This is a genomic window from Cupriavidus sp. 94F1 (assembly GCF_057798875.1).
This window is the reverse complement of sequence record NZ_JBYOJT010000006.1, coordinates 169703-195362: the sequence shown is the minus strand read 5'-3', so window position 1 is coordinate 195362 and position 25660 is coordinate 169703. Positions and strand designations below refer to the sequence as shown.

Annotated in this window: 21 protein-coding genes; 12 read left to right on the top strand and 9 right to left on the bottom strand. The window is 64.4% G+C overall.

The genetic code is table 11. From position 1 onward, the window contains the following. Position 1: 1 nt before the first annotated feature. Entirely contained in the window at positions 2-2083 is a 2082-nt protein-coding gene (locus AC3FJ6_RS16910) for a 3-hydroxyacyl-CoA dehydrogenase NAD-binding domain-containing protein (RefSeq protein WP_488772928.1), read from the bottom strand. Between the two features lie 554 nt (positions 2084-2637). On the opposite strand from AC3FJ6_RS16910, the gene AC3FJ6_RS16905 reads away from it, so the two are divergent. From AC3FJ6_RS16905 to AC3FJ6_RS16895, 3 genes are read left to right on the top strand one after another with little or no spacing between them, the layout of a single operon-like run. Next, a complete protein-coding gene (locus AC3FJ6_RS16905) occupies positions 2638-3282 on the top strand; it encodes a 4Fe-4S dicluster domain-containing protein (RefSeq protein ID WP_488772927.1) in 645 nt (214 codons plus the stop codon). 12 nt (positions 3283-3294) lie between these two features. Continuing rightward, a complete protein-coding gene (locus tag AC3FJ6_RS16900; RefSeq protein ID WP_488772926.1) occupies positions 3295-4944 on the top strand; it encodes an FAD-binding protein in 1650 nt (549 codons plus the stop codon). Beyond that, positions 4941-6197, top strand: a complete 1257-nt coding sequence (locus tag AC3FJ6_RS16895) for a complex I 51 kDa subunit family protein (protein WP_488772925.1) — start codon at positions 4941-4943, stop codon at positions 6195-6197. Before AC3FJ6_RS16900 ends, AC3FJ6_RS16895 begins: the two co-directional genes overlap by 4 nt. A 43-nt stretch (positions 6198-6240) precedes the next feature. Here the strand turns inward: AC3FJ6_RS16895 and AC3FJ6_RS16890 are convergent, their stop codons facing one another. Next, complete coding sequence (locus tag AC3FJ6_RS16890) at positions 6241-7746, bottom strand: DASS family sodium-coupled anion symporter (protein ID WP_153948181.1); 1506 nt, start codon at positions 7744-7746, stop codon at positions 6241-6243. A 379-nt stretch (positions 7747-8125) separates the two neighbouring features. Here AC3FJ6_RS16890 and AC3FJ6_RS16885 point away from each other — a divergent pair, with 379 nt between their 5' ends. Beyond that, the gene (locus AC3FJ6_RS16885) at positions 8126-9475 is read left to right on the top strand and encodes a dicarboxylate/amino acid:cation symporter (RefSeq protein ID WP_487523831.1); all 1350 of its coding nucleotides are present in this window, start codon (positions 8126-8128) and stop codon (positions 9473-9475) included. Positions 9476-9518: 43 nt separating this feature from the next. Here the strand turns inward: AC3FJ6_RS16885 and AC3FJ6_RS16880 are convergent, their stop codons facing one another. The 6 genes from AC3FJ6_RS16880 to AC3FJ6_RS16855 form a co-directional block, all read right to left on the bottom strand. Then, positions 9519-10232, bottom strand: a complete 714-nt coding sequence (locus tag AC3FJ6_RS16880; RefSeq protein WP_153948179.1) for an ABC transporter ATP-binding protein — start codon at positions 10230-10232, stop codon at positions 9519-9521. Further along, positions 10229-11005, bottom strand: coding sequence for an ABC transporter ATP-binding protein (locus AC3FJ6_RS16875; protein ID WP_153948178.1), 777 nt, complete (start codon positions 11003-11005; stop codon positions 10229-10231). Before AC3FJ6_RS16875 ends, AC3FJ6_RS16880 begins: the two co-directional genes overlap by 4 nt. After that, positions 11002-12315 carry a branched-chain amino acid ABC transporter permease gene (locus tag AC3FJ6_RS16870; RefSeq protein ID WP_488772924.1) on the bottom strand — a complete coding sequence of 438 codons (1314 nt, stop codon included), beginning with the start codon at positions 12313-12315 and terminating at the stop codon, positions 11002-11004. The genes AC3FJ6_RS16875 and AC3FJ6_RS16870 overlap by 4 nt, the downstream gene beginning before the upstream one ends. 3 nt (positions 12316-12318) lie before the next feature. Next, complete coding sequence (locus AC3FJ6_RS16865) at positions 12319-13266, bottom strand: branched-chain amino acid ABC transporter permease (protein WP_249640875.1); 948 nt, start codon at positions 13264-13266, stop codon at positions 12319-12321. A 105-nt stretch (positions 13267-13371) separates the two neighbouring features. Beyond that, complete coding sequence (locus AC3FJ6_RS16860; RefSeq protein ID WP_488772923.1) at positions 13372-14631, bottom strand: branched-chain amino acid ABC transporter substrate-binding protein; 1260 nt, start codon at positions 14629-14631, stop codon at positions 13372-13374. A gap of 162 nt (positions 14632-14793) precedes the next feature. Beyond that, a complete protein-coding gene (locus tag AC3FJ6_RS16855) occupies positions 14794-16419 on the bottom strand; it encodes a 3-(methylthio)propionyl-CoA ligase (RefSeq protein WP_488772922.1) in 1626 nt (541 codons plus the stop codon). 322 nt (positions 16420-16741) lie between these two features. Between AC3FJ6_RS16855 and AC3FJ6_RS16850 the strand changes: the two genes are divergently transcribed. The 7 genes from AC3FJ6_RS16850 to AC3FJ6_RS16820 all read left to right on the top strand — a co-directional run bounded on the left by AC3FJ6_RS16850 (position 16742) and on the right by AC3FJ6_RS16820 (position 21462). Beyond that, positions 16742-18292: a protein adenylyltransferase SelO gene (locus AC3FJ6_RS16850; protein ID WP_488772921.1), complete on the top strand. Its 1551-nt coding sequence runs from the start codon at positions 16742-16744 to the stop codon at positions 18290-18292. Positions 18293-18330: 38 nt separating this feature from the next. Beyond that, positions 18331-18738, top strand: coding sequence for a peptide-methionine (R)-S-oxide reductase MsrB (gene msrB, locus AC3FJ6_RS16845; protein ID WP_153948173.1), 408 nt, complete (start codon positions 18331-18333; stop codon positions 18736-18738). A gap of 94 nt (positions 18739-18832) precedes the next feature. After that, positions 18833-19387 carry a septation protein A gene (locus AC3FJ6_RS16840; protein WP_153948172.1) on the top strand — a complete coding sequence of 185 codons (555 nt, stop codon included), beginning with the start codon at positions 18833-18835 and terminating at the stop codon, positions 19385-19387. Between the two features lie 47 nt (positions 19388-19434). Further along, on the top strand, positions 19435-19719 hold the full coding sequence (locus AC3FJ6_RS16835) for a BolA family protein (protein WP_092595714.1): 285 nt from the start codon (positions 19435-19437) through the stop codon (positions 19717-19719). Positions 19720-19754: 35 nt separating this feature from the next. Beyond that, positions 19755-20549 carry a peptidylprolyl isomerase gene (locus AC3FJ6_RS16830; protein ID WP_092595716.1) on the top strand — a complete coding sequence of 265 codons (795 nt, stop codon included), beginning with the start codon at positions 19755-19757 and terminating at the stop codon, positions 20547-20549. A 201-nt stretch (positions 20550-20750) separates the two neighbouring features. Continuing rightward, complete coding sequence (locus tag AC3FJ6_RS16825) at positions 20751-21092, top strand: hypothetical protein (RefSeq protein ID WP_488772920.1); 342 nt, start codon at positions 20751-20753, stop codon at positions 21090-21092. A gap of 229 nt (positions 21093-21321) precedes the next feature. Continuing rightward, on the top strand, positions 21322-21462 hold the full coding sequence (locus AC3FJ6_RS16820; protein WP_487523835.1) for a hypothetical protein: 141 nt from the start codon (positions 21322-21324) through the stop codon (positions 21460-21462). 66 nt (positions 21463-21528) lie between these two features. Here the strand turns inward: AC3FJ6_RS16820 and purL are convergent, their stop codons facing one another. Further along, positions 21529-25503 (bottom strand): phosphoribosylformylglycinamidine synthase, encoded by a 3975-nt coding sequence (gene purL, locus AC3FJ6_RS16815; RefSeq protein WP_488773158.1) that lies wholly within the window; start codon positions 25501-25503, stop codon positions 21529-21531. Here purL and AC3FJ6_RS16810 point away from each other — a divergent pair. Further along, a complete protein-coding gene (locus AC3FJ6_RS16810; protein WP_254775858.1) occupies positions 25453-25599 on the top strand; it encodes a hypothetical protein in 147 nt (48 codons plus the stop codon). The genes purL and AC3FJ6_RS16810 overlap by 51 nt on opposite strands. The last annotated feature ends 61 nt before the right edge of the window (positions 25600-25660 follow it).

Genomic DNA, 25660 nt, shown 5'->3' with positions numbered 1-25660 from the left:
CTCAGCCGTTGAAGCCCTTGCCCTCGTCGGCCAGCTTCTGCAGCAGCGGGGCCACCTTCCAGGCTTCGCCGTGGTACCCCTTGGCGTAACGCTTCATCGACTGGGCCACGTTGAACAGGCCAACCTGGTCGGCGTAGAGCATCGGGCCGCCGCGGAACAGCGGGAAGCCGTAGCCGGTCAGGTAGACCATGTCGATGTCCGACGCCTTCGACGCGATACCCTCTTCCAGGATCTTGGCGCCTTCGTTCACCAGTGCGAACACCAGGCGTTCGACGATTTCCTCATCGGAAATCTTGCGGCGCGTGATACCGAGTTCCTTCGAATGCTCGACGATCATCTCGTTGACCTGCGCGTTCGGGTACGGCTTGCGGTCGCCCGCCTTGTAGTCGTACCAGCCGGCGCCCGTCTTCTGGCCGAAGCGGCCCATTTCGCAAAGCTTGTCGGCGGTCTTCGAATACTGGATGTCCGGCTTGTCCACGGCGCGGCGCTTGCGGATGGCCCAGCCGATGTCGTTGCCGGCCAGGTCGCCCATGCGGAACGGGCCCATGGCGAAGCCGAACTTTTCGATGGCGCGGTCCACCTGCTCCGGCAGCGCGCCTTCGTCCAGCAGATAACCCGCCTGGCGGCTGTACTGCTCGATCATGCGGTTGCCGATGAAGCCGTCGCAGACGCCCGAGACCACGGCCGTCTTCTTGATCTTCTTGGCGATCTGCATGACGGTGGCCAGCACGTCCTTGCCGGTCTTCTCGCCGCGCACCACCTCCAGCAGCTTCATGACGTTGGCCGGGCTGAAGAAATGCATGCCGACCACGTCCTGCGGGCGCTTGGTGAACGAGGCAATCTTGTTCACGTCGAGCGTGGACGTGTTGGAGGCCAGGATCGCGCCAGCCTTCATCACTTCGTCCAGCTTCCTGAAGACGATTTCCTTGACGCCCATTTCCTCGAACACGGCCTCGATGACCATGTCGGCGTCCTTGATGTCGTCATAGGACAGCGTGGTGGTCAGCAGGCCCATGCGCTGTTCGACCTTTTCCTGCGTGAGCTTGCCCTTCTTGGCGCTGTTCTCGTAGTTCTTGCGGATCGTGCCCACGCCACGGTCCAGCGCCTCCTGCTTGGTCTCCAGCATCGTCACGGGGATGCCGGCATTCAGGAAGTTCATCGTGATGCCGCCGCCCATGGTGCCCGCGCCGATCACGGCAACGCGCTCGATCTTGCGGACCGGGGTGTCGCTGGGCACATCGGGGATCTTGCTGGCAGCACGCTCGCCGAAGAAGGCATGGCGCAGCGCGCGCGATTCCGGCGTACCGACCAGGTACATGAAGCCTTCGCGCTCTTCCTTCAGGCCGGCTTCGAACGGCTTGAGCGAGGCTGCCACGGCCTCCACGCACTTCGACGGTGCCGGGAAGTTCTTGGCCACGGCCGCCACGGTGTTCCTGGCAAAAGCCAGGAAGCCTTCGGCGTTTTCGTGACGCACCTTCAGGTCGCGCACCTTCGGGTACGGGCCGGGGGCAGCGGCCACGTTCTGGGCGAACTTGACGGCGGCAGGCAGCACGTCGCCATCGACGAGTTCATCGAACAGCTTCGAGCCGGCGAATTTCTCCGAGGGGATGGCCGTGCCGGACACGATCATGTTCAGCGCGTGCTCCAGGCCGATCAGGCGCGGCAGGCGCTGCGTGCCGCCCGCGCCCGGCAGCAGGCCGAGCTTGACTTCGGGCAGCGCGATCTGCGCGCCCTTGGCGGCCACGCGGTAGTTGCAGCCCAGGGCCAGTTCCAGGCCGCCGCCCATGGCGACGGAGTGGATGGCGGCCACGACCGGCTTGGTCGAAGCTTCCAGCGCACGGATCACCGAATGCAGCGTCGGCTCCTGCGTGGCCTTGGGGGTATTGAATTCACGGATGTCGGCGCCGCCCGAGAACGCCTTGCCAGCGCCGGTAATGACGACGGCCTTGACGGCGGCATCGTCCAGCGCACGGGTCAAGCCTTCGACGATGCCCAGGCGGGTGCTGTGACCGAGGCCGTTGACCGGGGGATTGTCGAGCGTGATAACGGCTACGCCGTCCTGTACCTGATACTGCGCTGTCATACGCGTTCCTTTGGTATTGGCGAGCCCTTCGTCTTCCTAGGGGCTCATGGGTTGTCTCGGGATTCGAATTCTCGAATGCAGTCTTGCTCTGATCCTGCCGGAACGTCGGGCCGGCTGCGCGATGGCCCGCAATCCCTTGTGCCACAGGCCATACGGCTCGAGGGCGGGACAAGCATACACAAAATAGCACGGTCGTTCAATTTCAATTTTCGGCCGCGGAAATACCGTCATGCGCGCCTTTCATGGCAGCTTTTTCCGGCGTTCATGTTGAGCCTGCCGAGGGGTTCAAACCCTCAGGGGGAACCCGTAGGGCGTGCGACGAAATCGTGCCATTTATGCCTCATGAATCACCCATCGACAGGCAGCCGGCCGTAGCCCGCGAATTTTTGACAGAGCCCTCCAATCGGAAAAAAGCGTCGCCACACGAAACGGATCGATGCCTCCGGCAACACGCGATCCGTTTGGCAATAACCTTCCCTGTGCTATGGTTTATACGGCCTGTTGAAAGGCAGGCAGGGTCAGGCCACCACCGCAAAACAGGAGGCGCGGGAAGCATGGCACGTCTGAACATAGAAGGACGGGAAATCGCGGCGCCTGCCGGCTGTTCGATCCTGCAGGCGTTCATCCACGCGGGCGAGACGCTCGTGGAAGGTGTCGGCTGCATGGGCCAGGGGGTGTGCGGCTCCTGCCGGGTCATGGTCCGGCGCCAGGGGGAGCCGGAGGTCAAGACGGCGTTGGCCTGCGAGACGATGGTCGAAGACGGCATGCAGGTGGCCTTCCTTGACTACTTCACCTCGTCATCGCGCCATGTTTATCGGATCGAGGATATCGGCGACAGCTGGCGGATCCTGGGCACCATTGCCGAGACCTTTCCGGAGGCGGCCCACTGCCGGCACTGCAGCGGCTGTGACCGTGCCTGCCCCAAGCAGCTCGATGTCCAGCGTGGCGTCAATCTTGCCGTGGCGGGCGAACTGGCGGCGTCGGCGCAGGTCTTCGACGAATGTGTCATGTGCAACCTCTGCACGCTGGCCTGCCCGGAACTGATCCAGCCCAACCATCTTGGCCTGTTCGTGCGGCGCATGATCGCTTCGCTGTCGCTGCGGCCGGCGAACCTGATGCAGCGGTTGCAGCAGATCGAGCGTGGCGAGATGACGATCGATCTGGATGCGCCGGGCGCGCAGCCTCCACACCAGGGTTGAGAGCCGACACCCATGCCAGCCAGCATCCCCTACCAGGCGGCATGCCAACGCTACAAGCGTGGCGCGACGCCCGCCATGCGCGACGACACGACGTCCGTCGAGGCGCTCCTCAAGGCCTATCACCCCGATCATGGGCCGAATGCCAGGGTCGCCCTGTCCGTCGGGCCGAACCGTGGCGACCCGTGCCAGCCTGACCTGGCGCGCAGCCTTCAGGCCAACGCGCTGATCGACGACGTCGATATCGCTGGCGCGCAACTGGTCACGACCGACGTCCTGGTCATTGGCGGCGGCGGCGGCGGTTGCGCGGCGGCACTGACCGCTGCGGCACAGGGCGCCCAGGTCGTCCTTGCCACCAAACTACGCCTGGGCGACAGCAACACCGTGATGGCCGAAGGGGGCATCCAGGCGGCCATCGGCGAGGACGACAGCCTGCAAATGCATTTCGAGGACACGCTGCGTGCCGGGCACTACTGCGCAGACCGTGAACTTGTCGCGCAGATGGTCTCGGACGGTCCCGACGTGATCCGGTGGCTGATCCGGCTGGGCATGATGTTCGACCAGACCGAGGATCGGGCCATCGGCGGCAACCTGCTGCGCAAGAAGCCCGGTGGGGCATCCGCGGCGCGCATCCTGTCCTATCGTGACTACACCGGCCTGGAAATGATGCGCGTGCTGCGCGAGGCGGTGGACCTTGATCCGGGTGTTGCCGTCTGGAACCGCTGCCCGGTGGTCGAACTGCTGTCCGACGAGCGCGGACGCTGCGCCGGGGCCGTGATCTACAACCTCGAATGGGGGGCCTTCGTACTGGTGCGCGCCCGTGCGGTCATCCTCGCCACGGGCGGCGCTGGCCGGCTGCATCTGAATGCGTTCCCGACGTCCAACCACTATGGCGCCACCGCGGACGGCCTGGTGCTGGCCTATCGCATGGGGGCGCGGCTGCGGGAACTCGACTCGTTCCAGTACCACCCCACGGGCATCGCCTATCCGCCCCACCTGGCAGGCGGCCTGATCTCGGAGGCCGCGCGGTCGGCCGGGGCGAAGCTGATCAATGGCGAAGGGGAGCGATTCGTGGACGAACTCAAGCCGCGCGACGTCGTGGCCTCGGCCATCCTGCGCGAATGCGCGGAAGGCCGCGGTATCAGCCGTGACGGACAGGTGGGCGTGTTTCTGGACACGCCCACGCTGGAGCTGGAAAATCCTGGCATCCTCGCCAAACGCCTGGTCACCCTGACCCATCTGGCGCACAAGTGCGGGCACGACGCGGCCCAGGTGCCCTTCCTGGTCTACCCGACGCTGCACTACCAGAACGGCGGCATGGCCATCGACAAGGACGGGGCGACCAACGTGCCGGGCCTGTTTGGCGTGGGCGAAGTCACCGGCGGCATCCACGGACGCAACCGGCTGATGGGCAATGCCCTGCTGGACATCCTGAGCATGGGACGCCGGGCCGGCGCAAAGGCGGCGGAATCGATGCGCGGTGCCCTGCCCAGCCGCGCCGGAATCGGCCACGTACACGCATGGCAGCGCGAACTGACGCTGGCCGGCCTGCCATTGCACGTCCAGGCGCCCCAGCTTTTTCCGGGCTACGCGCATTTCGATCTGCGTGTCGATGCCGGGCTGCGTGCCGGTGCGCGAGGCCGTACGGTGGGGAGCCTGCGATGAGCCACGCCGTGGAACGCCCGAACAAGGTCCTGCTCAATGACGATATCCAGGTCGGTGCCGACCTGGCCGCGTGGCTGGCACACGGCGGCGGCGAAGGGCTGGCCAGGGCCCTCGACGATCCGGCCGCGATCATCGGCGAAATCGAACGGGCGGAACTGCGTGGCATGGGCGGTGCCGGGTTCATGACACATCGAAAATGGGCACCGGTCGCGGCGGCGCCTGCCGGGGACAAGTACGTCGTCTGCAATGGCAACGAAGACGAACCGGGCACCTTCAAGGATCGCTTCCTGCTGGAGCACACGCCACACCAGGTGATCGAGGGCGCGCTGATCGCGGCGGCGGCCACGCGGGCCAACCACGTCGTCCTGTATGTCAATCCGCATCAGTTGCAATCGCTTGCGGTCACGCGGCTGGCTGTGCAGCAGTGGCAGACCCATACACTGTTCGAACGGCTGGCGGCCGTGGTCGGCGGCGCCGTCTCGCTGCAAGTCATGCCGAGTTCGGGCCTGTACATCGGCGGCGAGGAGACGGCGGTGATTGCCAGTGTCGAAGGCGGTTTTCCGTTCCCGCGCCGCAAGCCGCCCTACCCGGCCGAGCACGGCGTCCATGGCGCGCCGACCATCGTCAACAACACCGAGACGCTGGCCCACGTGCCGGGCATCCTGCGCCATGGCGCACAGTGGTATCGCGATCTCGGTCTCGGCAAGGCGGTGGGCACGAAACTCTACTCCCTGTCAGGCGACGTACTGCGCCCGGGCCTGTATGAACTTCCGATGGGGACGAGCCTGGAATCGCTGGTGTTCGGGCACGGCGGCGGCATGCTGCAGGGCAAGGAGTTCAAGGCGGTCTTTACGGGAGGCCCTTCCAACACCCTGCTGACCAAGCGCGACCTGGACGTCGCGCTCGATTTCGATTCGGTGCGTCAGCGGCGTTCCAGCCTGGGCACAGGGGCCATGATCGTCGTCTCGGAAGGCACCAGCATCGTCCGCAAGGTTGCGGAGTACGTGAGCTTCTTTGCCCAGGGGTCGTGCGGCCAGTGCCCGTCGTGCAAGGGCGGCACCTTTCAGCTGATGCGGCTGCTCAACCGGATCGACACCGGCCGTGGGGTGCGGGCAGACCTCGATGCGCTGGAAAACCTCTGCAGCATCCTGCCGGGCAGCGGCCGCTGCGGACTGATCGACGGTGCGGTGACGGTGGTGGAAAGCTCCATGCACCAGTTTCGCGAGGAATACGAAACCCTGCTGATGACCTGACGGCGCCGGACGGCCACGCAAGCCGCCCGACGACCGGCCGGTTTCACCAGAAGCCCAGCACCTTCCACCAAAGGCCCCCGACCACGGCGAAGACCACCAGCTCGAACACGCACATCACCGCGCCGGTCCGCCACCACTGGCCCAGCGTGACGTAGCCGCTGCCAAAGATGATCGGCGACGTGCCAGTCGCGTAGTGGGTCAGCGTCATCATGATCGCCGACCCGGCGGTCATCATCAGCATGAACGGGGGGATGTACTCCGGCGGGATCAGATGCGCGCCGACCGTCAGGAATGCCAGCATCATGGCGCTGATATGGGCCGTGGTACTGGCGAACAGGTAGTGCGAGAACACGAACGCCAGCACCAGCACGGCCGCAATCCCCTTCCATTCCATACCGCTGGCGGAGATGGCGTCGCGCATGTCGGCCGAGAACCAGGCGATCACACCCAGCTTGTTGAGTTGCTCGGCCAGCATCACCAGGGCACCGAACCAGACCAGCGTGTCCCAGGCGCTCTTTTCGGACAGCACATCGTCCCAGTCGATCGTCCCGGTGATGATCAGCGCAAAGAGGCCAAGAAAGGCCACGACGGTCGGGTCAAGCGTGTAGGCGGACCCGAAGATCATGGCGGGCAGATTGGCCCACAGGATCAGCATCATCGCGAATACGCCCATCATGACGCGTTCCTTGCCGCTCAGCGGCCCCATGCGCGCAAGCTCGCCGCGGGCGTAGTCGACCGCATTGGGCGTGACCTTCAGTTCCGGTGGCGATAGCAGGTAGATGATCAGCGGCATGACAAGCAGGCAGAGCAAGCCCGGCAGCAGCATGCACAGCGCCCAGGTGGTCCAGGTCAGGTGCAGCGCCTGGCCGCTGGCCTTGGCCACGTAGTCCACCACCAGCGGGTTCGGCGCCGTGGCCGTCAGGAACATGGCCGAGGTAATCGGGTTGGCGTGGTAGTTCACCAGCGCCAGGTATGTGCCGACCTTGCCCTGCGTCCCCTTGGCGGGGTCGGAGTCGAAGGCGCCGGCGATCGATCGCATGATCGGATGGACGATGCCGCCTCCGCGCGCCGTATTGCTGGGGGTGAATGGCGCCAGCACCAGTTCGCAGATGGTGAGTCCGTATCCGATGCCAACCGTGCGCTTGCCCAGCAGGGCAATGAACATCAGGCCGATCCGGTTGCCCAGCCCCGTCTTCTTCAGTCCGCGCGAGATCAGGATCGCCACGACGATCAGCCAGATCAGCGGATTCGAGAAACTGCTCAGTGCGTCGGCAATGGCGCCCTTCGACGTCGGCGACGTCACCTGTGCGAGCGACACGATCACGATCGCCATCATGGCCATCACGCCAATTGGCATGACCTTGAGGATGATGGCGACAATCGTGGTCAGGAAGATCGCCACCAGATGCCAGGCCTCGGGTTTCAGCCCTTCGGGCGCCGGGAGCAGCAGCAGCGTGACCAGAACAGCCGTGGCGATGATGGCGGGCGTCAGCCGAAACGGCACGACTGACATGAAGTAGCGATACATCGCTATCACCTTGGACAGCATTGCTTGGACCTCCCTGCTTGAAATGCGGCAAATATCAGTGTCTCGATGGCCGATTACCGGCCTGTGCGCTCTTCAATATGTGGCGTCCACGCGCTTCCCACAATGGACTTTGGTCCACATCCCGCCCTGGAGTTGACGCAAGTCATCAACTGATCACGCTCCAAGTGTCTTTTTGTACACACGCGTGGATCAGCGGGCCGGGTCCTGTCCCGGGGCCCAGTTGCGGACCTAGGTCTTTCGGTCCATACCCAAGCCCAACTGCGCGGCACTAAGCTCGCCTTAGCGTGTTTCCGGAATACGGCCCGAGGCTCGAGCGAGATGGCCAAGACGACGCGGTCGATGTCCGGCTTCCGACACTGAACCAGCAATGGAGACGAACATGGAAAAAGCCGAACATTCAAAGCCGCTCTACAAGTCTCTCTACTTTCAGGTCATTACCGCCATTATTCTTGGCGTCATTCTGGGACACTTCTTTCCCCAAACCGGCGAGGCCATGAAGCCGCTGGGCGACGGCTTCATCAAGCTGATCAAGATGATCATCGCGCCGATCATCTTCTGCACGGTCGTGGTGGGCATCGCCGGCATGGAGGACATGAAGAAGGTCGGCAAGACCGGCGGCCTGGCGCTGCTCTATTTCGAGGTGGTCAGCAGCATTGCGCTGCTGGTCGGCCTGTTGATCATCAATATCGTCAAACCAGGGGCAGGCATGAACGTCGACCCTGCCACCCTCGACACCAAGGGCATCGCCGCCTATACCGGCCCTGGAAAGATGCAGGGCACCGTGGAGTTCCTGATGAACGTCATCCCGAATACGGTGGTGGATGCGTTCGCCAAGGGAGAAATCCTTCAGGTACTGCTATTTGCCGTGATGTTCGGCTTTGCGCTGCACAGGTTCGGGGGGCGCGGCACGCTGGTTTTCGACTTCATCGAAAAATTCTCGCACGTGTTGTTCGCCATCGTCGGGTACATCATGAAGGTCGCGCCGATCGGGGCGTTCGGCGCCATGGCATTCACCATCGGCAAATACGGCGTGAGTTCGCTGCTCCAGCTTGGCCAGCTGATGGCCACGTTCTACGCTACCTGCCTGCTTTTCATCTTCGTCGTGCTCGGGTCCATCGCACGATTCCATGGGTTCTCGATCTGGAAGTTCATCAAGTACATCAAGGAAGAGCTGCTGATCGTGCTCGGCACGTCGTCCTCGGAATCGGTGTTGCCCCGGATGATGGCCAAGCTCGAAAACCTGGGCGCCCGCAAGTCAGTAGTCGGCCTGGTGATCCCGACTGGCTATTCCTTCAATCTGGATGGCACCTCGATCTACCTGACCATGGCAGCGGTCTTCATCGCTCAGGCCACCAATACCGACATGACCTTCACCCAGCAGATCACCTTGCTGTTGGTGCTGCTCCTGACCTCGAAGGGCGCCGCGGGCGTGACCGGCAGCGGCTTCATCGTACTGGCGGCCACGCTTTCCGCGGTGGGACATGTGCCGGTCGCGGGGCTTGCCCTGATTCTTGGCATCGACCGGTTCATGTCCGAGGCACGCGCCCTGACCAACCTGATCGGCAACGGCGTCGCCACGGTCGTCGTGGCAAAGTGGACCGGCGACCTGGACGTCGAGCGGATGCACAGCCGGCTTGACGGCGAGACCGATATCGAAGCGGATGAGCCGGAAGTCGTACTCGATCAGGTCGCGGCGCGCGTGCCGGCCGCTGACACCCGGCACAGATAGGCCAGGCGGCAGCCAGGGCTCCCGATATCTTGCGTGAAACTGTTCACACTTCCAGCCATTCCTTCCGGATCTGGGCATTGGCCTTCAGTGCCGCGGGCGTGCCCTCGAACACGATATGCCCGTGGCCCATCACGTAGACGCGCTGCGAGATGTCCAGCGCAATGGCCAGTTTCTGCTCGATCAGCAGCACCGACACGCCGCGCTCCTTGAGCGTCTTGAGGAAGTCGCCCACCAGCGTGACGATCATCGGTGCCAGGCCCTCGGTGGGCTCGTCGATCAGGATCAGGTCGGGATCGCCCATCAGCGTGCGGCATAGCGTCAGCATCTGCTGCTCGCCGCCGGACAGCACGCCCGCCGACGTGTTCTCGCGCTCCTTGAGCCGCGGGAACATGCGGTACATGTCCTCCACACTCCAGCGCGGCTTCTGCTGGCGCGGATTGCGCTTCTCGCCCAGCAGCAGGTTCTGCCGCACGGTCAGCGTCGGGAAGATGTCGCGGTTCTCGGGCACATAGCCGATGCCGGCATGGGCGATCTCGAATGTACGCCGTCCCAGGATTTCGTCGCCACGAAAGCGCACGGACCCTTCCGCCTTGACCATGCCCAGGATGGCCTTGGCCATGGTCGAGCGTCCCACGCCGTTGCGGCCCAGCAGCGCCACGATCTCGCCTTCGTCGACACGGGCATCCACGCCGTGCAGGATATGGCTCTTGCCGTAATAGGCGTGCAGCCCGGTGACTTCCAGCATGGGCTTGCTCATTCGTGGGCTCCTGCCAGCGCGGGTTCATCGAGCGACGTGCCCAGATAGGCTTCCTTGACGCGGCGGTTGTTGCGGATGGCCTCCGGCGTATCGGTAGCGATGACCTCGCCGTACACCAGCACCGAAATCCGGTCGGCCAGGCCGAACACCACGCTCATGTCGTGCTCCACCATGACCAGCGTCTTGCCTACCGTCACCTTGCGGATCAACTCCACGGCATGGTCCGATTCGGAGCGACTCATGCCGGCGGTGGGCTCGTCCAGCAGGATGACCTCGGCGCCGCCGGCGATGGTGATGCCGATCTCCAGCGCCCGCTGCTCCGCATAGGTCAGCAGACCGGCCTGCGTGTTGCGGCGGTGCTGCATGCCGATCAGTTCCAGCACCTCGTCGGCGCGCGCCTTGGCATCGCGCAACGCCGACAGCCGGTGCCAGAACGAATACTTGTAGCCCAGCGACCACAGCACCGCGCAGCGCAGGTTTTCGAACACCGACAGCCGGTGGAAGATGTTCGTGATCTGGAAACTGCGCGACAGCCCCATGCGGTTGATCTCGAATGGCCGCAGTCCGGCAATGCTCTGGCCGTTCAGCTTCACCGCCCCGGACGTGGGCGCGAACCGGCCCGAGATCAGGTTGAAGGTGGTGGACTTGCCGGCCCCGTTCGGGCCAATCAGCGCATGCCGCTCGCCCTTGCCGATGGTCAGCGTCACCCCCCGGATAATCTCGGTCTGCCCGAACCGCTTGCGGACGTCCGAAAGTTCGAGTGCGGCGTTCATGCCAGACCTCCCGTTCCCGCCTGGATGGCGTCCAGTTCGGCGCGCACCTTCGCCGTCGCCCAGCGCCAGGCCGCGTAACCCAGCCCCCACAGCGCCGCCGCCACGATCCACGGCGGCAGCGTGCCGGCATCGAACCCGATGCCGAGCAACGACATCGCCGTGCCATTGGCACTGTCGACCTGCACCTTGTAGACCATTTCCACGGTCAGGATCACGGCCGCCAGCAGCACCAGTCCGGCCACGCCGGCCCGTGCGTATGACGGCAGCATGCGGCCAAACTGCTTCTTCGCCAGCAGCGGCATCTGCATCAGCAGCAGGCTGGCGATGCCGCCCGGCACGAACATCACCATCGTCACGAAGAACAGGCCAAGGTACAGCAACCAGGCCTTGGTCAGGTCCGACAGCGCCACCGCGAACAGCGTGAAGACGATGGCGCCGATGACCGGCCCGAAAAACACGCCCGCGCCGCCGATAAACGCGGCCAGCAACACGCCGCCGGAACGTACCGCACTGACGTTTTCGGCCGACACGATTTCGAAATTGATGGCCGACAGCGCCCCGGCAATGCCCGCGAAGAACGCCGACAGGATCAGCACCAGGTAACGCACGCGCTGGGTGTTGTAGCCGATGAATTCGACCCGCTCGGGATTGTCCCGTACCGCGTTGGCGATGCGGCCCAGCGGCGTCTGGGTCCAGGCGTACATGGCCACCATCGACAGGAAGCACCAGACCGCGATCAGGTAGTAGACCTGCCGGCCCGGACCGAAGGTGATGCCCAGGAAGGGATCGCCGACCACGCGGTTGGTGGAGATCCCGCCTTCGCCGCCGAAGAAATCGGGGAACATCAGCGAACTGGCAAACACCATCTCGCCGATGCCCATCGTGATCATGGCGAACGTGGTGCCGGACTTCTTCGTCGTCACGTAGCCGAACAGCACGCCGAAGAACGCGCCGGCCAGCCCGCCCACCAGCGGCAGCATCGACACCGGCAGCCAGACCTTGCCCGCGCCGATCATGTTCAGCACGTGTACCGCGATGAACGCGCCCAGGCCCGAGTACACGGCATGCCCGAACGACAGCATGCCGGTCTGGCCCAGCAGCATGTTGTACGACAGCGCGAAGATGATCATGATGCCCATCTGGGACATCAGCGTCACCGCGAACCCGCCCGTGAAGGCCAGCGGCGCCACCAGCATCAGCAGCGCCGTGGTGGTCCAGATGATCCAGCGCGCCAGATTCAGCGGGCGGTACCGCAGGGTGCGTCCGGTCACGACCGGGTTGGAGCTAGGTTGCATCGTCGTCGACTCCATCGCTCAGCTCTCCCGGGTGCCCATCAGCCCACGCGGGCGGAATATCAGCATGACCACCAGCAGCAGGTACGGCAGCACGGGCGCCACCTGCGCCACGGTGAGCTTCCAGACCGAACTGAGCGGCGTGGCATCGTTGACGGCCATGCCGAAGCTGCCGAACAGGCCGGCCAGCGATGCATCGATGGTCACGGCGAACGTCTGCAGCACGCCGATCAGGATCGATGCGATAAACGCCCCGACCAGCGAGCCCATGCCCCCCACCACCGCCACGACAAAGACGATGGACCCGACGGCCGCCGCCATCGACGGCTCGGTGACAAACGCGTTGCCGCCGATCACGCCGGCCAGGCCAGCCAGCGCCGCACCGCCGCCGAACACCAGCATGAATACGCGCGGCACGTTATGGCCCAATGCCTCGACCATCTCCGGATGGGTCAGCGCCGCCTGGATGACCAGGCCAATGCGGGTGCGCGTCAGTACCAGGTAGATCGCCACCAGCATGCCCAACGACACCAGCATCATGAATGCGCGGTATTTGGGGAAAGACGAGGTAAAGACCGTGAACAGCGGCCCATCGAGCTCGGCCGGGATGCGGTACGGCACGGCGGCCAGGCCCCAGACCAGCTTGACGCCTTCCTCGATCAGGTAGGCCAGGCCGAAGGTAAATAGCAGTTCGGCCACATGGCCGTACTTGTGGACCGTGCGCAGCCCGAACCGCTCCACTAGCGCCCCGGCGCCGGCCACCAGCAGCGGCGCCAGGATCAGCGCCGGCCAGAAGCCGACCTTGGTGGCGATGGTGTAGGCAAAGTAGGCGCCCAGCATGTAGAAGCTGGCATGGGCGAAGTTGAGCACGCCCATCATGCTGAAGATCAGCGTCAGCCCCGATGACAGCATGAACAGCAGCAAGCCGTAGCTGACGCCGTTCAGTAGCGAGATGATGAAGAATTCCACGGCAAGTCCTCAGGGCCTGCTCCCGGAGCCGGAGCCTGACCCGACAAAAGCCATATTGTCAGGGGTTCCCGCGTGGTGGGGAACCCCTTCCCACCCGTCGCGGTGTCAGCTACCGCTGCCCGGCCGCTTCATCTGGCACGAGGTGGGCTGCGCCGCCACGAACTGGTCAAGCGTCGCATTGGTCTTCCAGCCATAGCCGGTGTTTTCCTGGTCGTACTTGATGTCCTTGCCGTTGACCTTGGTCCAGGTGGCCACCACCAGCGGCTGCTGGGCCTGGTGGTCGCTGGCACGCATCTCCACCGTGCCATTCATGCTTTCCACCTTCAGGCCCTCCATCGCCTTGGCCACCTTGACCGGATCGGTGGATCCGGTGTCCTTGATGGCCTTGGCCAGCATGGCGACGCCCGTGTACGACGCCATCACGTAGAAGTCGTCGTTGTACTTCTTCTTGTAGCCCTCGACGATGTCTCCGCCCCGGAAGGTGGCGTTGTTCGGGTTGTAGTAGCCCACGTACTTGACGTGCTCGGCGCCGGCCGCGCCCATGGCGGTGGGCACGCCCGTCGTGGCGGCGTAGTACGTGTAGTAGTTGACCGGCAGGCCGGCATCCTTGCCCGCCTTGATCAGCAGGGCCAGGTCGCTGCCCCAGTTGCCGGTGATCACCGTATCGGCGCCCGACGCCTTGATCTTGGCCGCGTACGGCGCGAAGTCCTTGACCTGCGCCAGCGGGTGCAGGTCTTCGCCAACGATCTGGATGTCAGGCCGCTTGCGCTTCAGGTAGTCCTTGGCCGCCCGTGCCACCTGGTGGCCGAACGAATAGTTCTGGTTGATCAGATAGACCTTCTTGACGCTGGGGTCCTTGGCCAGGTAGGTGGTCAGGGCCTCCATCTTCATGTCGGAATTGGCATCGAGCCGGAAATGCCAGTAGCTGCATTTGCTGTTGGTCATGTCCGGGTCTACCGCGGCGTAGTTCAGGTAGACGATTTCCTTGCCCGGGTTGCGCTCGTTGTGCTTGGCCACTGCGTCTTCCAGCGCCAGGCCCACCGACGAGCCGTTGCCCTGCACGATGTAGCGGATATTCTGGTCCACCACCTGCTTGAGGATGGTCAGGCTTTCCTGCGGGCTCAGCTTGTTGTCGAAGCCCACCACCTCGAACTTGTGCGCCCCGCCCCAGCCCTTCTGGTTGGCCACCTCGGCCACGTACTGCCAGCTCTTGAGCTGGTTCTGCCCCACCGGGGCCATCAGCCCCGACAACGGATCGATGAAGGCGATCTTCACCGTATCGGCCGCCGCGGCGCCCGATGCCAGCACGGAACCCAGAGCAACAACTGCAGCCACACCTCGTACCAGCGGACGCAACCTTGTCATACCTGTCTCCTTCACTTGTTGTCATTGGCGATGGGCGGCGGCCCGTGCCCTCCTCGCGCCAGGCCGCCGCGTCTGCGCTGTGACCGCCATCCGATTGCCATGGCGGGACACCGCAAATGCCTGTTGCTGCCCTGCCGGTCCGGAAATGCCGGGGTCCGGCCTTCAGACGCCGGGCAGCCTGTATTCCTTGAACTGCTCGCGCAGCCGGAGCTTCTGCATCTTGCCGGTGGCCGTCAGCGGAATCTCGGTCACGAATGCCACGTCATCGGGAATCCACCACTTGGCGACCTTGCCTTCGAAGAGGCCCAGCAGTTCCTCGCGGGTGACGTCCATGCCGGGCCGCTTGACCACCACCAGCAGCGGCCGTTCGTCCCACTTGGGGTGGTACGCGGAGATGCAGGCGGCCATATGCACGGCCGGGTGCGCCGCCGCCACGTTCTCGACGTCGATCGACGAAATCCACTCGCCGCCGGACTTGATCACGTCCTTGCTGCGGTCCGTGATCTGCATGTAGCCGTCTTCGTCGATGGTGGCCACGTCGCCGGTGGGGAACCAGCCATCCACCAGCGGGTTGCTGTCGTTGCGGAAGTAATGGTCGATCACCCACGGGCCGCGTACCAGCAGGTCGCCGAAGGCCTTGCCGTCCCACGGCAGTTCCAGGCCTTCGCCGTCCACGATCTTCATGTCCACGCCGTAGATCACCCGGCCCTGCTTTTCCAGGATCTTGTGCCGGGCGTCCTCGGGCAGGTCCTTGTGGCGCGCCAGCAGCTTGCAGGACGTGCCCAGCGGCGACATCTCGGTCATGCCCCAGGCGTGGATGACCTCCACGTCGAAGGCCTCGAGCGTGCGGATCATGGCGGGCGGCGCGGCCGAGCCGCCGATCACCGTGCGGCGGAAGGTGGAGAACTTCAGCTTGTTGGCCTGCACGTATTGCAGCAGGCCCAGCCAGACGGTCGGCACGCCCGCGGAGAACGTCACGCCCTCCTGCTCGAACAGCTCGTAGAGCGATGCGCCGTCGAGCTTGGCGCCCGGAAACACGAGCTTGGCGCCCACCAGCGGCACCGAATACGGCAGGCCCCAGGCGTTGACGTGGAACATCGGCACTACCGGCAGGATCACGTCCTTGGCCGAGCAGCCCAGGGCATCGGGCAGGGCCGACGCATAGGAATGCAGCACAGTCGAGCGGTGCGAATACAGCGCGCCCTTCGGATTGCCGGTCGTGCCCGACGTGTAGCACAGGCTCGACGCCAGGTTCTCGTCGAATTCCGGCCATTCGTAGGCGCCGTCGTGGGCGTCGATCAGGTCTTCGTAGCACAGCAGGTCGACCTTCGATTCCGCCGGCATATGCGCGCGGTCCGTCATCATGACCCAGCCCTTCACGTTCGGGCAGTGCGGCGCCACGCCTTCCACCAGCGGCAGGAACGTGGCATCGAAGAAGATGAACTGGTCGTCGGCGTGATTGACGATGTAGGCGATCTGCTCCGGGAACAGGCGCGGATTGATCGTGTGGCAGACGGCGCCCATGCCCGACACGCCGTAGTAGATCTCCAGGTGCCGGTAACCGTTCCAGGCCAGCGTACCCACACGCTCGCCCTGCGCCACGCCCAACGTCGCCAGCGCCTGGGCCAACTTGCGGGCACGCAGTTCGCAGTCGCGGTAGGTATATCGGTGAAGGTCGCCTTCGGTTCGCCGCGAGACGATTTCGGTGCTGCCGTAGTAGCGCGCAGCGTGCTTGATGATGGAGGAAATGAGCAGCGGCGCGCTCATCATTTGACCCATCAATGCCATGAAACGGTCTCCTTGGTTCGGAAAAAACGAACAACCGTTCTTATTTTTGGCCGACTATCCCACACCCTGCAAAAGCATCGACAAAAAATGAAGAAACTTGTTGGTGTTGTTGGTGGACTGACACGTAGTGGGCGCGCTCCTGGCACCCATACGCAGACCCTGCCATGCACCGGATTGATGTCCGATATTTGCGTCGCTTTTTGAATGGTCTGCGAGCAGCGGACAACCCTTGGCCGGCAGGAGAAAACCGGTGCAAGTACAATACTGCGAGCCCTGAAGCGCCTCAATATGTCGTTTTCCCCTAGCGTCATGCACGCCGTCTATGCCTACTGAATCCAACGACGCCCTGCCGCGTATTGCATTGCCCGTGCCGTTCAAGACCGCATCCGGCATGGCGGCCCTCGGCGATCGGTTTTTTACGCGGCTGGCGCCGACCGCCCTGCCTTCGCCTTATGTAGTCAGCGTAGCCCCCGCGGCTGCGGCCCTGCTCGGATGGGATGAAGCAGGCTTGCGCGCCGCCACGCACGACCCGAAGTTCGTCGACACCTTCGCCGGCAACGCCGTGCCGGACTGGGCAGACCCACTGGCCACGGTCTACTCCGGCCATCAGTTCGGCGTCTGGGCCGGGCAGCTTGGCGATGGCCGCGCCATCCGGCTGGCCGAGGCCGCGATGCCCGACGGTCCGTGGGAGATCCAGCTCAAGGGCGCCGGCCTGACCCCCTACTCGCGCATGGCAGATGGCCGCGCGGTGCTGCGCTCGTCGATCCGTGAATACCTCTGCTCGGAAGCCATGCATGCGCTGGACGTGCCCACCACGCGGGCACTGGCGATCATGGGCTCCGACGCACCGGTACGGCGCGAAACCATCGAGACATCGGCCGTGGTCACGCGGCTGGCGCCGAGCTTCATCCGCTTTGGTCATTTCGAGCATTTCGCCGCCCGCGAGGACCACGCCTCGCTGAAGCAGCTTGCCGATTTCGTGATCGACCGTTTTTATCCGGCCTGCCGCGACGCGGCCAGCCCGTACCAGGCGCTGCTGCGCGAGGTATCGCTGCTCACGGCGGACATGGTGGCGCACTGGCAGGCCGTGGGCTTCTGTCATGGCGTGATGAACACCGACAACATGTCGATCCTGGGCCTGACCATCGACTATGGACCGTTCGGGTTCCTCGACGCCTTCGACGCGAACCACATCTGCAACCATTCCGACCAGCAGGGCCGCTACGCGTACAGCCAGCAGCCCCAGATCGCGTTCTGGAACCTGCATTGCCTGGCCCAGGCGCTGCTGCCGCTGTGGCGCAACGCGGATGCCAGCGATGCCGAAGCGGCCAAGAACGAAGCCGTGGAAGCCGCTCGCGAGGCGCTCGACCCGTTCCGGGACCGCTATGCCGAGGCCTTCTTCCGCCATTACCGCGCCAAGCTTGGCCTGCGCACCGCGCATGACCAGGACGAGACGCTGATGACGAACCTGTTCCGTGTGATGCACGCCAATCGCGTGGACTACACGCTGTTCTGGCGCAACCTGGCCCAGGTGGGGTCGCAGGACGGATCACGCGATGCGCCCGTGCGCGACCTGTTCCTGGACCGCGCGGCGTGGGACGCGTGGGCCGCCGAATACCGCGCCCGCCTGCAGTCGGAACAGTCCGACGATGCCGCCCGCGGGGTTGCAATGCGGCAAGTCAACCCGAAATACGTGCTCCGGAATCATTTGGCCGAAACCGCGATCCGTGCCGCGCGCGACAAGGACTTCTCCGAGGTGGACCGCCTGCTGGCCGTGCTGTCGCGGCCCTTCGACGAGCAGCCCGATGCGGAACACTATGCCGCCCTGCCACCCGACTGGGCGTCGGGGCTCGAAGTCAGCTGTTCGTCGTAAGCCTGGCAGCCTGCCCGGGATCGCAACAAGGAAACGAGATGACCACCACTAAGACCGACGCCGAATGGCGTGACCAGCTGTCCGACATCGAGTACCGCGTGACGCGCGAGGCCGCCACCGAGCGTCCGTTCACGGGCCGCTACTGGGACCACTGGGACCAGGGCATCTACCACTGCGTAGGCTGCGGCACCCCGCTGTTCGAGTCGGCCACCAAGTTCGACGCCGGCTGCGGCTGGCCCAGCTATTTCCGTCCGATCAACGGCGAGGTGATTGCCGAGCACGTGGACCACAGCCACGGCATGACGCGGGTGGAAGTCCGTTGCAAGGAATGCGGCAGCCATCTGGGCCATGTCTTCGAGGATGGCCCGGCCCCAACCGGTCTGCGCTATTGCATCAACTCGGCTGCGCTAAAATTCGACGATCGCGATCCGGCTGATCGCGGGTGACGCCACCCGCACACCGGACGCCACGTCCGATCCGCCTCGCGGATTCCCAGCGGGCCCGGCCGCATGCCTGGCTCGCCAACCTGATTTGGTCCGCATGAAATTCCTGTTCGACCTGTTCCCAGTCATCCTGTTTTTTGTCGCCTTCAAGCTGTTCGGCATCTATCCGGCCACCGCGGTGGCCATCGTGGCCACGGTGCTGCAGATCGCGTGGGTGCGCATCCGTCATGGCAAGGTGGAGCCGATGCAATGGGTCAGCCTGCTGATCATCGGCGTTTTCGGCGGCGCGACGATTGTTCTGCACAACGAAACCTTCATCAAGTGGAAGCCCACGGTGCTCTACTGGCTGTTCGCGGTCACGCTGATCGGCTCGGTCATCGGCTGGCGCAAGAACCTGATCCGCGCCATGATGGAAAAGCAGGTCACGATGCCGGACGCGATGTGGGGCCGGCTCAACGTTGCATGGGCCGCGTTCTTCGCCGTGATGGGCGTGCTGAACCTCTACGTGGCGTATCAGTTTTCCACCGATACCTGGGTCAATTTCAAGCTGTTCGGCAGCATGGGCCTGATGGTCGTCTTCATTGTCGCGCAGAGCATCTGGCTGTCGCGCCACATCGAGGAAACCCCGTCGCGGGAAGGCCGCTCCGAATAAGCGCAGCCGCCCTGCCGCTCCCGATGACACTCCCGAAGGACTAACCGATGGCCGCCGATCCCGCCACCATCGACGCGCTGCTGCGTGCGGCGCTCGAACCCTCCCACCTGCACGTCCACGACGACAGCGCGGCCCATGCGGGCCATGCCGGCGCGGCGTCGGGTGGGGGTCATTACAACGTTCTGATCGTCAGCAACCGCTTCGCTGGCCATTCGCGCGTGACCCGCCACCGTATGGTGTATGATGCGCTGCGCGAACTATTCCCCGCGCAGATCCATGCGCTGGCCGTCAGCGCGTACACCGACCAAGAATATCAATCCCGCGAAGCATGACGCGACGCGCTCTCGCTACTCTCAGACCTGACTCCATGAAGACCACCGTCCTCTCGTTCAGCCTGGCGGCTGTGCTCGCTGCTGGCAGCCTGCCCGTGTTCGCCCAGAACGCCGCCGTTGTGAATGGCAAGCCCATCCCGTCGGCCAAGGTGGACAAGCTGATCGCCGGCACCGGCCAGCCCGCCTCGCCCGAACTGCGCGACCGTGCCCGCACCATGCTGATCGACCGGGAACTGCTGGTGCAGGAAGCCTCCAAGCGCGGCATCCTGCAACGCGACGACGTTCAGGACCAGCTCGAACAGGCCCGCCTGAACGTGCTGGCCGGTGCGGTGTTCGAGGACTACGTCAAGACCCATGGCGCCAGCGACGACGAACTGCGCAAGCAATACGAGAAGATCAAGGGCCAGTTCGGCAATGGCAAGGAATACCACGCCCGCCACATCCTGGTGGAAAAGGAAGCGGACGCCAAGGCACTGATCGCCAAGATCAAGGGCGGCGCCAAGTTCGAAGACGTAGCCAAGGCATCGTCGAAGGACACCGGCTCGGCAGCCAATGGCGGCGACCTGGACTGGGCCAACAGCGGCAGCTACGTGCCGGAATTCTCGGCGGCCATGACCGGCCTGAAGAAGGGCCAGATGACCGATACGCCGGTCAAGACCCAGTTCGGCTGGCACATCATTGAACTCGTGGACGTGCGCGACCAGAAGATTCCGACGTTCGAGGAAGTGAAGCCTCAGCTCCAGCAGATGCTGATGGGCGACCAGGCCTGGCAGCGCGAGCAGTTCCAGGCGATGATGAAGTCGCTCAAGGACAAGGCCAAGATCCAGTAATCCCCTTGCTTGCTGCATACAAAAACCGGCGCCTGTGCGCCGGTTTTCGTTTTTTGGGGCGCACCTTGGCGCGCTCGGTAACATTCTAGTGCAGTTGGCGGGTTCCATCGCTCCTCCGGCCCCAGTAATATCGAAGGGCTCGACGAAGCCGGACACCCGTCCCGCCAAGGTATCGAGCGCCAGGATCGAGGGCATATTGCTATGGGCATGATGAGCGGCTACTGGTACATGTGGCATCTCTATTCCAGCGGCATGGTCTACTGCGCGCTAGGCATGCCCCACATCGAATGCACCGGCCGCCGATGGCGCGACCTTCATCCTCACCTGCCGACGCGTGACCGCTACGCCCAGTCAAAGCTGCTGCAAGCGACCGTCGCGTTCATGGAAGTACGCGGCGAAATCCCCGTACCGCCCGGCGCAGACCGTATGCGCCTGCTCTATTCCCGCTACCTGCCATGGAGCGAACGCCTGCGCGCGCAGCAAGCCCAGGCCCCGCAAACTGGCGAACACCCCGTCGACCTCCCCGCTCCTGTCACAGTCTGAGACCTTTCTCATGACCTGAAGCAAGCGCCGGTTTTCTGGACACACAAGTTCACAAAACCCCTCTTGGCGCACCCATTCTCGAGGCCTAGGATCACTGCGTTGCGAACGTGAAGGCATGCATTGCCCCACACGCAGTCCTGTCCAATGGGCATCGGCCCGTCTGGCGCTGACTTCGACTGCCAGTTGACCTTCGTCAAGGGGCTTCCGCAAATCGTACGAGGAGAAATAGATGAGCAAGTTTCTGACCCGGTTTTTCGAAGATGACGAGTTTCAATTCAAGGTCTTGAAGCGCGCCGAGTGGGGCATCATCGCCTACGCGACGTTCACCTTTATCTTCTTTTTCGCATGGCTCTATCTGGTCAGGCGATGACACCGCAGCCTAGGCCATAAAAAACGCCCGCTTGCGCGGGCGTTTCGTTCGAAGCAGCAGGTTCTATCAGCCGACCCACTTGCGCGCATTGCGGAACATGCGCATCCACGGGCTGCCACCATCGGGGATGTCCTTCCAGGCGTCAGGTGCCCAGCTCATGGTCGCGGTTCGGAACACGCGCTCCGGGTGCGGCATCAGCGCGGTGAAGCGGCCGTCCACCGTCGTCACCGACGTGATGCCCTGCGGCGAGCCGTTCGGGTTCAGCGGATAGGTCTGCGTCACGACACCGCGGTTGTCGACGAAGCGCAGCGCCACGGCCACCTTCGCCATATCGCCCTGCTGCGAGAAATCGGCGAAACCTTCGCCGTGCGCCACGGCGATGGGGATGCGGCTGCCTTCCATGCCCGCGAAGAAGATCGACGGCGATTGCTGCACTTCCACCGTAACGAAGCGTGCTTCGTACTGCTCGGACTGGTTGCGCGTGAACTTCGGCCATGCGCCGGCGCCCGGGATGATCGGGGCCAGGTTGCTCAGCATCTGGCAGCCATTGCAAACACCCAGCGCGAAAGTGTCCTGGCGGTTGAAGAACGCCGCAAACTGCTCCGCCATCTGGCCGTTGAACAGGATCGTCTTGGCCCAGCCTTCGCCCGCGCCAAGCACGTCGCCGTAGCTGAAGCCGCCGCAAGCCACGAAACCCTTGAAATCGGCCAATGTGGCGCGACCGGCGATCAGGTCGCTCATATGGACGTCGACCGTGTCGAAACCGGCCAGGTCCATGCTGTAGGCCATCTCGATCTGCGAATTGACGCCCTGCTCACGCAGGATCGCCACACGCGGACGGTTACCGGTGGCGATGAACGGCGCAGCAATGTCTTGCGCCGGATCGAAGGTCAGCACGGGGCTGATGCCAGGATCGGCAGCGTCCAGAACGCGGTCGTACTCGCTGTCGGCGCAGGCCGGGTTGTCGCGCAGCCGCGCGATACGCCAGCTCACCTCGGTCCAGGTGCGCTGCAGATCGGCACGGGCAGCGCCGAAGACCTTCTTCGCGTCGCGATAGATCTCGATCTGGTCGTTCGTGTTCGGCTTGCCGATCACGTGGCTGCACGCCGACAGGCCGGCCTCGCGCAGCACCGCGAATACGGCATCGCGCTCTTCGGCACGCACCTGGATCACCGCGCCCAGTTCTTCGGAGAACAGCGCCCGCAGCGTCTGGTCGTTGCGGCGTTCGGCAACCTGCTGCGCCCAGTTCTTGGCGTCGCCGTAGTCCTGCTCCTGGTTCGGGTCCAGCGTCAGCATGTCCACATTGAGCGACACGCCCGTACGGCCGGCGAAGGCCATTTCCGCGACGGTTGCCATGAACCCGCCGTCGGAGCGGTCGTGATAGGCCAGCAGCTTGCCTTCGCGGTTCAGACGCTGGATCACGTTGAAGAAGTTCTTCAGGTCTTCCGGGTTGTCCACGTCCGGCGCGCTGTCGCCAACCTGCTGGGTCACCTGCGCCAGGATGCTGCCGCCCATGCGATTCTTCGCACGACCCAGGTCGATGGCGATCAGCGTGGTATCGCCCAGGTCGGTACGCAGCTGCGGCGTCAGCGTCCGGTTGGTGTCATCCACTGCGGCAAACGCCGAGATGATCAGCGAAACCGGCGCCACCACTTCCTTGTCGCCATCGGCATCGGACCACTTCGTGCGCATCGACAGCGAATCCTTGCCCACCGGGATGCTGATGCCAAGCGCCGGGCACAATTCCATGCCCACGGCATGCACCGTGTCGTACAGCTTCGCGTCCTCGCCGGCTACGCCGCACGCGGCCATCCAGTTGGCCGACAGCTTGACCTTGTTCAGATCCTTGACCGGGGCGGCCGCCAGGTTCGTCAGCGCCTCGCCGATGGCCATGCGGCCCGAGGCCGGGGCGTCGATCACGGCCAGCGGCGTGCGCTCGCCCATCGTCATGGCTTCGCCAGCGCGGCCCTTGTAGTCGAGCGTGGTCACCGCCACGTCCGCCACCGGCACCTGCCACGGCCCCACCATCTGGTCACGTGCGTTCATGCCACCGACGGTACGGTCGCCAATGGTGATCAGGAACGACTTGCTGGCCACGGTCGGGTGGCGCAGCACGTCGCTTACGGCCTGTTCCAGTGCGATGCCGGTCACGTCCACCGGCGGCAGTTCGCGCGCCACGCGCTGCACGTCGCGGTGCATGCGCGGCGGCTTGCCCAGCAGCACGTCCATCGGCATATCGACCGTGAAGTGCTCCTTGAGCGCGGCGTCTACATCGGCGTCCACCAGCTGCAGCTGCTTTTCCTCGGTGGCGATACCCACCACGGCGAACGGCGACCGTTCGCGTTCGCACATGGCCTGGAAGCGCGGCAGGTCGTTCGGCGCGATGGCCAGCACATAGCGTTCCTGCGACTCGTTGCACCAGATTTCGGCGGGCGACAGGCCAGACTCTTCAAGGTGCACCTGGCGCAATTCGAAGCGTGCGCCGCGACCGGCACCGTCGACCAGTTCCGGGAAGGCGTTCGAAATGCCGCCTGCGCCGACGTCGTGGATCGACAGGATCGGGTTGTCTTCGCCCAGTTGCCAGCAGGCGTTGATCACTTCCTGGGCACGGCGCTCCATTTCAGGGTTGCCACGCTGCACCGAATCGAAGTCGAGGTCGGCCGTGTTGGTGCCCGTCGCCATCGAGCTGGCGGCACCGCCGCCCATGCCGATGCGCATGCCCGGGCCGCCCAGCTGGATCAGCAGCGTGCCGGCCGGCAGCGGGTCCTTGTGTGTATGGCCGGCATCGATATTGCCGATGCCGCCTGCAATCATGATCGGCTTGTGGTAGCCGCGCACCGTGCCGCCCACATTTTGCTCGTAGACACGGAAGTAGCCGCCCAGGTTGGCACGGCCGAATTCATTGTTGAACGCGGCGCCGCCCAGCGGGCCGTCGATCATGATCTGCAGCGGCGATGCGATGCGGTCCGGCTTGCCGGTCACGCCGGGCTTGTCGTCCGGATTGCGATGTGCCACCGGCTGTGCGGCGTCGCGGGCATTTTCCCAACTCTCGACGGCATCAGGCAGCATCAGGTTCGACACCGTGAAGCCGGTCAGGCCGGCCTTGGGCTTGGCACCACGGCCCGTGGCGCCTTCGTCGCGGATTTCACCGCCGGCGCCGGTCGAAGCGCCCGCGAACGGCGAGATCGCGGTCGGGTGGTTGTGCGTTTCCACCTTCATCAGCGTGTGGGTCAGCGCCTCGTGGCGGCCATACTTCTGGTCCGCGCCGCGCGGGAACCAGCGTTCGGCCACGTCGCCTTCCATCACGGCCGAGTTGTCCGAATAGGCGACGATCGAGCCCTGCGGATTCAGCTGATGCGTGTTGCGGATCATCGCGAACAGCGACTTGTCCTGCGTCACGCCGTCGATGGTCCAGGTGGCGTTGAAGATCTTGTGGCGGCAGTGTTCGCTGTTGGCCTGGGCGAACATCATCAGCTCGACGTCAGTCGGGTTGCGGCCGAGCTTGCCGTAGTTTTCCAGCAGATAGTCGATTTCGTCGTCCGAAAGCGCCAGGCCCATGGCCGTGTTGGCGTCAACCAGGGCGCTGCGCCCCGCTGAAATGTCGATGAACTGCAGCGGCTTGGCGGGCAGTTCCTGGAACAGGCCGGCCGCTTCCTCGCGCGAGGCGATCACGGTTTCGGTCATCCGGTCGAAGAGGTGCGCAGCCACGGCGGCACGGGTGCCGGCGTCCAGCGTCTTGCGGCCGCGCAGCAGGCCCTTCTTGCAGACCACGGTGATCTCGATGCCGCGCTCGATGCGGTGCACGTGCGTCAGGCCGCAGTTATGGGCGATATCGGTGGCCTTGCTGGCCCACGGCGAAATGGTCCCGAAACGCGGAATCACCACAAAACGGTCGCCCTCGGGCTGGGCCGTGAACGGCGCGCCATAGGTCAGCATCGCGCCGATGCGCGTCTGGTCCTCGGCGGACAGCGGCGTGTCCGAATCGACAAAATGCACGAACTGGCCATGCACGGACTCAATATCGGCGTCGACTTGTTGCAGGGCGGCAAGCAGGCGTTGCTGACGGAAAGCGGAAAGCGCCAAAGCGCCGGGGAAGCACGAGAAATGCGCCATGATCGGTACGGTCAGGAGGCGTAGGAAGGTGAGGCTAAACGGCGGCTGGCACTGCTGAATGGAATGCCGGCATGCGGGAAACCGC

Bases quoted from the DNA above. Each gene is read 5' to 3' on its own strand.
- AC3FJ6_RS16825 (WP_488772920.1), top strand. From the start codon at position 20,751: ATGGGCATGATGAGCGGCTACTGGTACATGTGGCATCTCTATTCCAGC.
- AC3FJ6_RS16905 (WP_488772927.1), top strand. From the start codon at position 2,638: ATGGCACGTCTGAACATAGAAGGACGGGAAATCGCGGCGCCTGCCGGC.
- AC3FJ6_RS16840 (WP_153948172.1), top strand. From the start codon at position 18,833: ATGAAATTCCTGTTCGACCTGTTCCCAGTCATCCTGTTTTTTGTCGCC.
- AC3FJ6_RS16810 (WP_254775858.1), top strand. From the start codon at position 25,453: ATGCACGAACTGGCCATGCACGGACTCAATATCGGCGTCGACTTGTTG.
- AC3FJ6_RS16900 (WP_488772926.1), top strand. From the start codon at position 3,295: ATGCCAGCCAGCATCCCCTACCAGGCGGCATGCCAACGCTACAAGCGT.
- AC3FJ6_RS16860 (WP_488772923.1), bottom strand. From the start codon at position 14,631: ATGACAAGGTTGCGTCCGCTGGTACGAGGTGTGGCTGCAGTTGTTGCT.
- AC3FJ6_RS16870 (WP_488772924.1), bottom strand. From the start codon at position 12,315: ATGGAGTCGACGACGATGCAACCTAGCTCCAACCCGGTCGTGACCGGA.
- AC3FJ6_RS16820 (WP_487523835.1), top strand. From the start codon at position 21,322: ATGAGCAAGTTTCTGACCCGGTTTTTCGAAGATGACGAGTTTCAATTC.
- AC3FJ6_RS16875 (WP_153948178.1), bottom strand. From the start codon at position 11,005: ATGAACGCCGCACTCGAACTTTCGGACGTCCGCAAGCGGTTCGGGCAG.
- AC3FJ6_RS16885 (WP_487523831.1), top strand. From the start codon at position 8,126: ATGGAAAAAGCCGAACATTCAAAGCCGCTCTACAAGTCTCTCTACTTT.
- AC3FJ6_RS16910 (WP_488772928.1), bottom strand. From the start codon at position 2,083: ATGACAGCGCAGTATCAGGTACAGGACGGCGTAGCCGTTATCACGCTC.
- AC3FJ6_RS16895 (WP_488772925.1), top strand. From the start codon at position 4,941: ATGAGCCACGCCGTGGAACGCCCGAACAAGGTCCTGCTCAATGACGAT.
- AC3FJ6_RS16855 (WP_488772922.1), bottom strand. From the start codon at position 16,419: ATGGCATTGATGGGTCAAATGATGAGCGCGCCGCTGCTCATTTCCTCC.
- AC3FJ6_RS16830 (WP_092595716.1), top strand. From the start codon at position 19,755: ATGAAGACCACCGTCCTCTCGTTCAGCCTGGCGGCTGTGCTCGCTGCT.
- AC3FJ6_RS16880 (WP_153948179.1), bottom strand. From the start codon at position 10,232: ATGAGCAAGCCCATGCTGGAAGTCACCGGGCTGCACGCCTATTACGGC.
- msrB (WP_153948173.1), top strand. From the start codon at position 18,331: ATGACCACCACTAAGACCGACGCCGAATGGCGTGACCAGCTGTCCGAC.
- AC3FJ6_RS16835 (WP_092595714.1), top strand. From the start codon at position 19,435: ATGGCCGCCGATCCCGCCACCATCGACGCGCTGCTGCGTGCGGCGCTC.
- AC3FJ6_RS16850 (WP_488772921.1), top strand. From the start codon at position 16,742: ATGCCTACTGAATCCAACGACGCCCTGCCGCGTATTGCATTGCCCGTG.
- AC3FJ6_RS16890 (WP_153948181.1), bottom strand. From the start codon at position 7,746: ATGCTGTCCAAGGTGATAGCGATGTATCGCTACTTCATGTCAGTCGTG.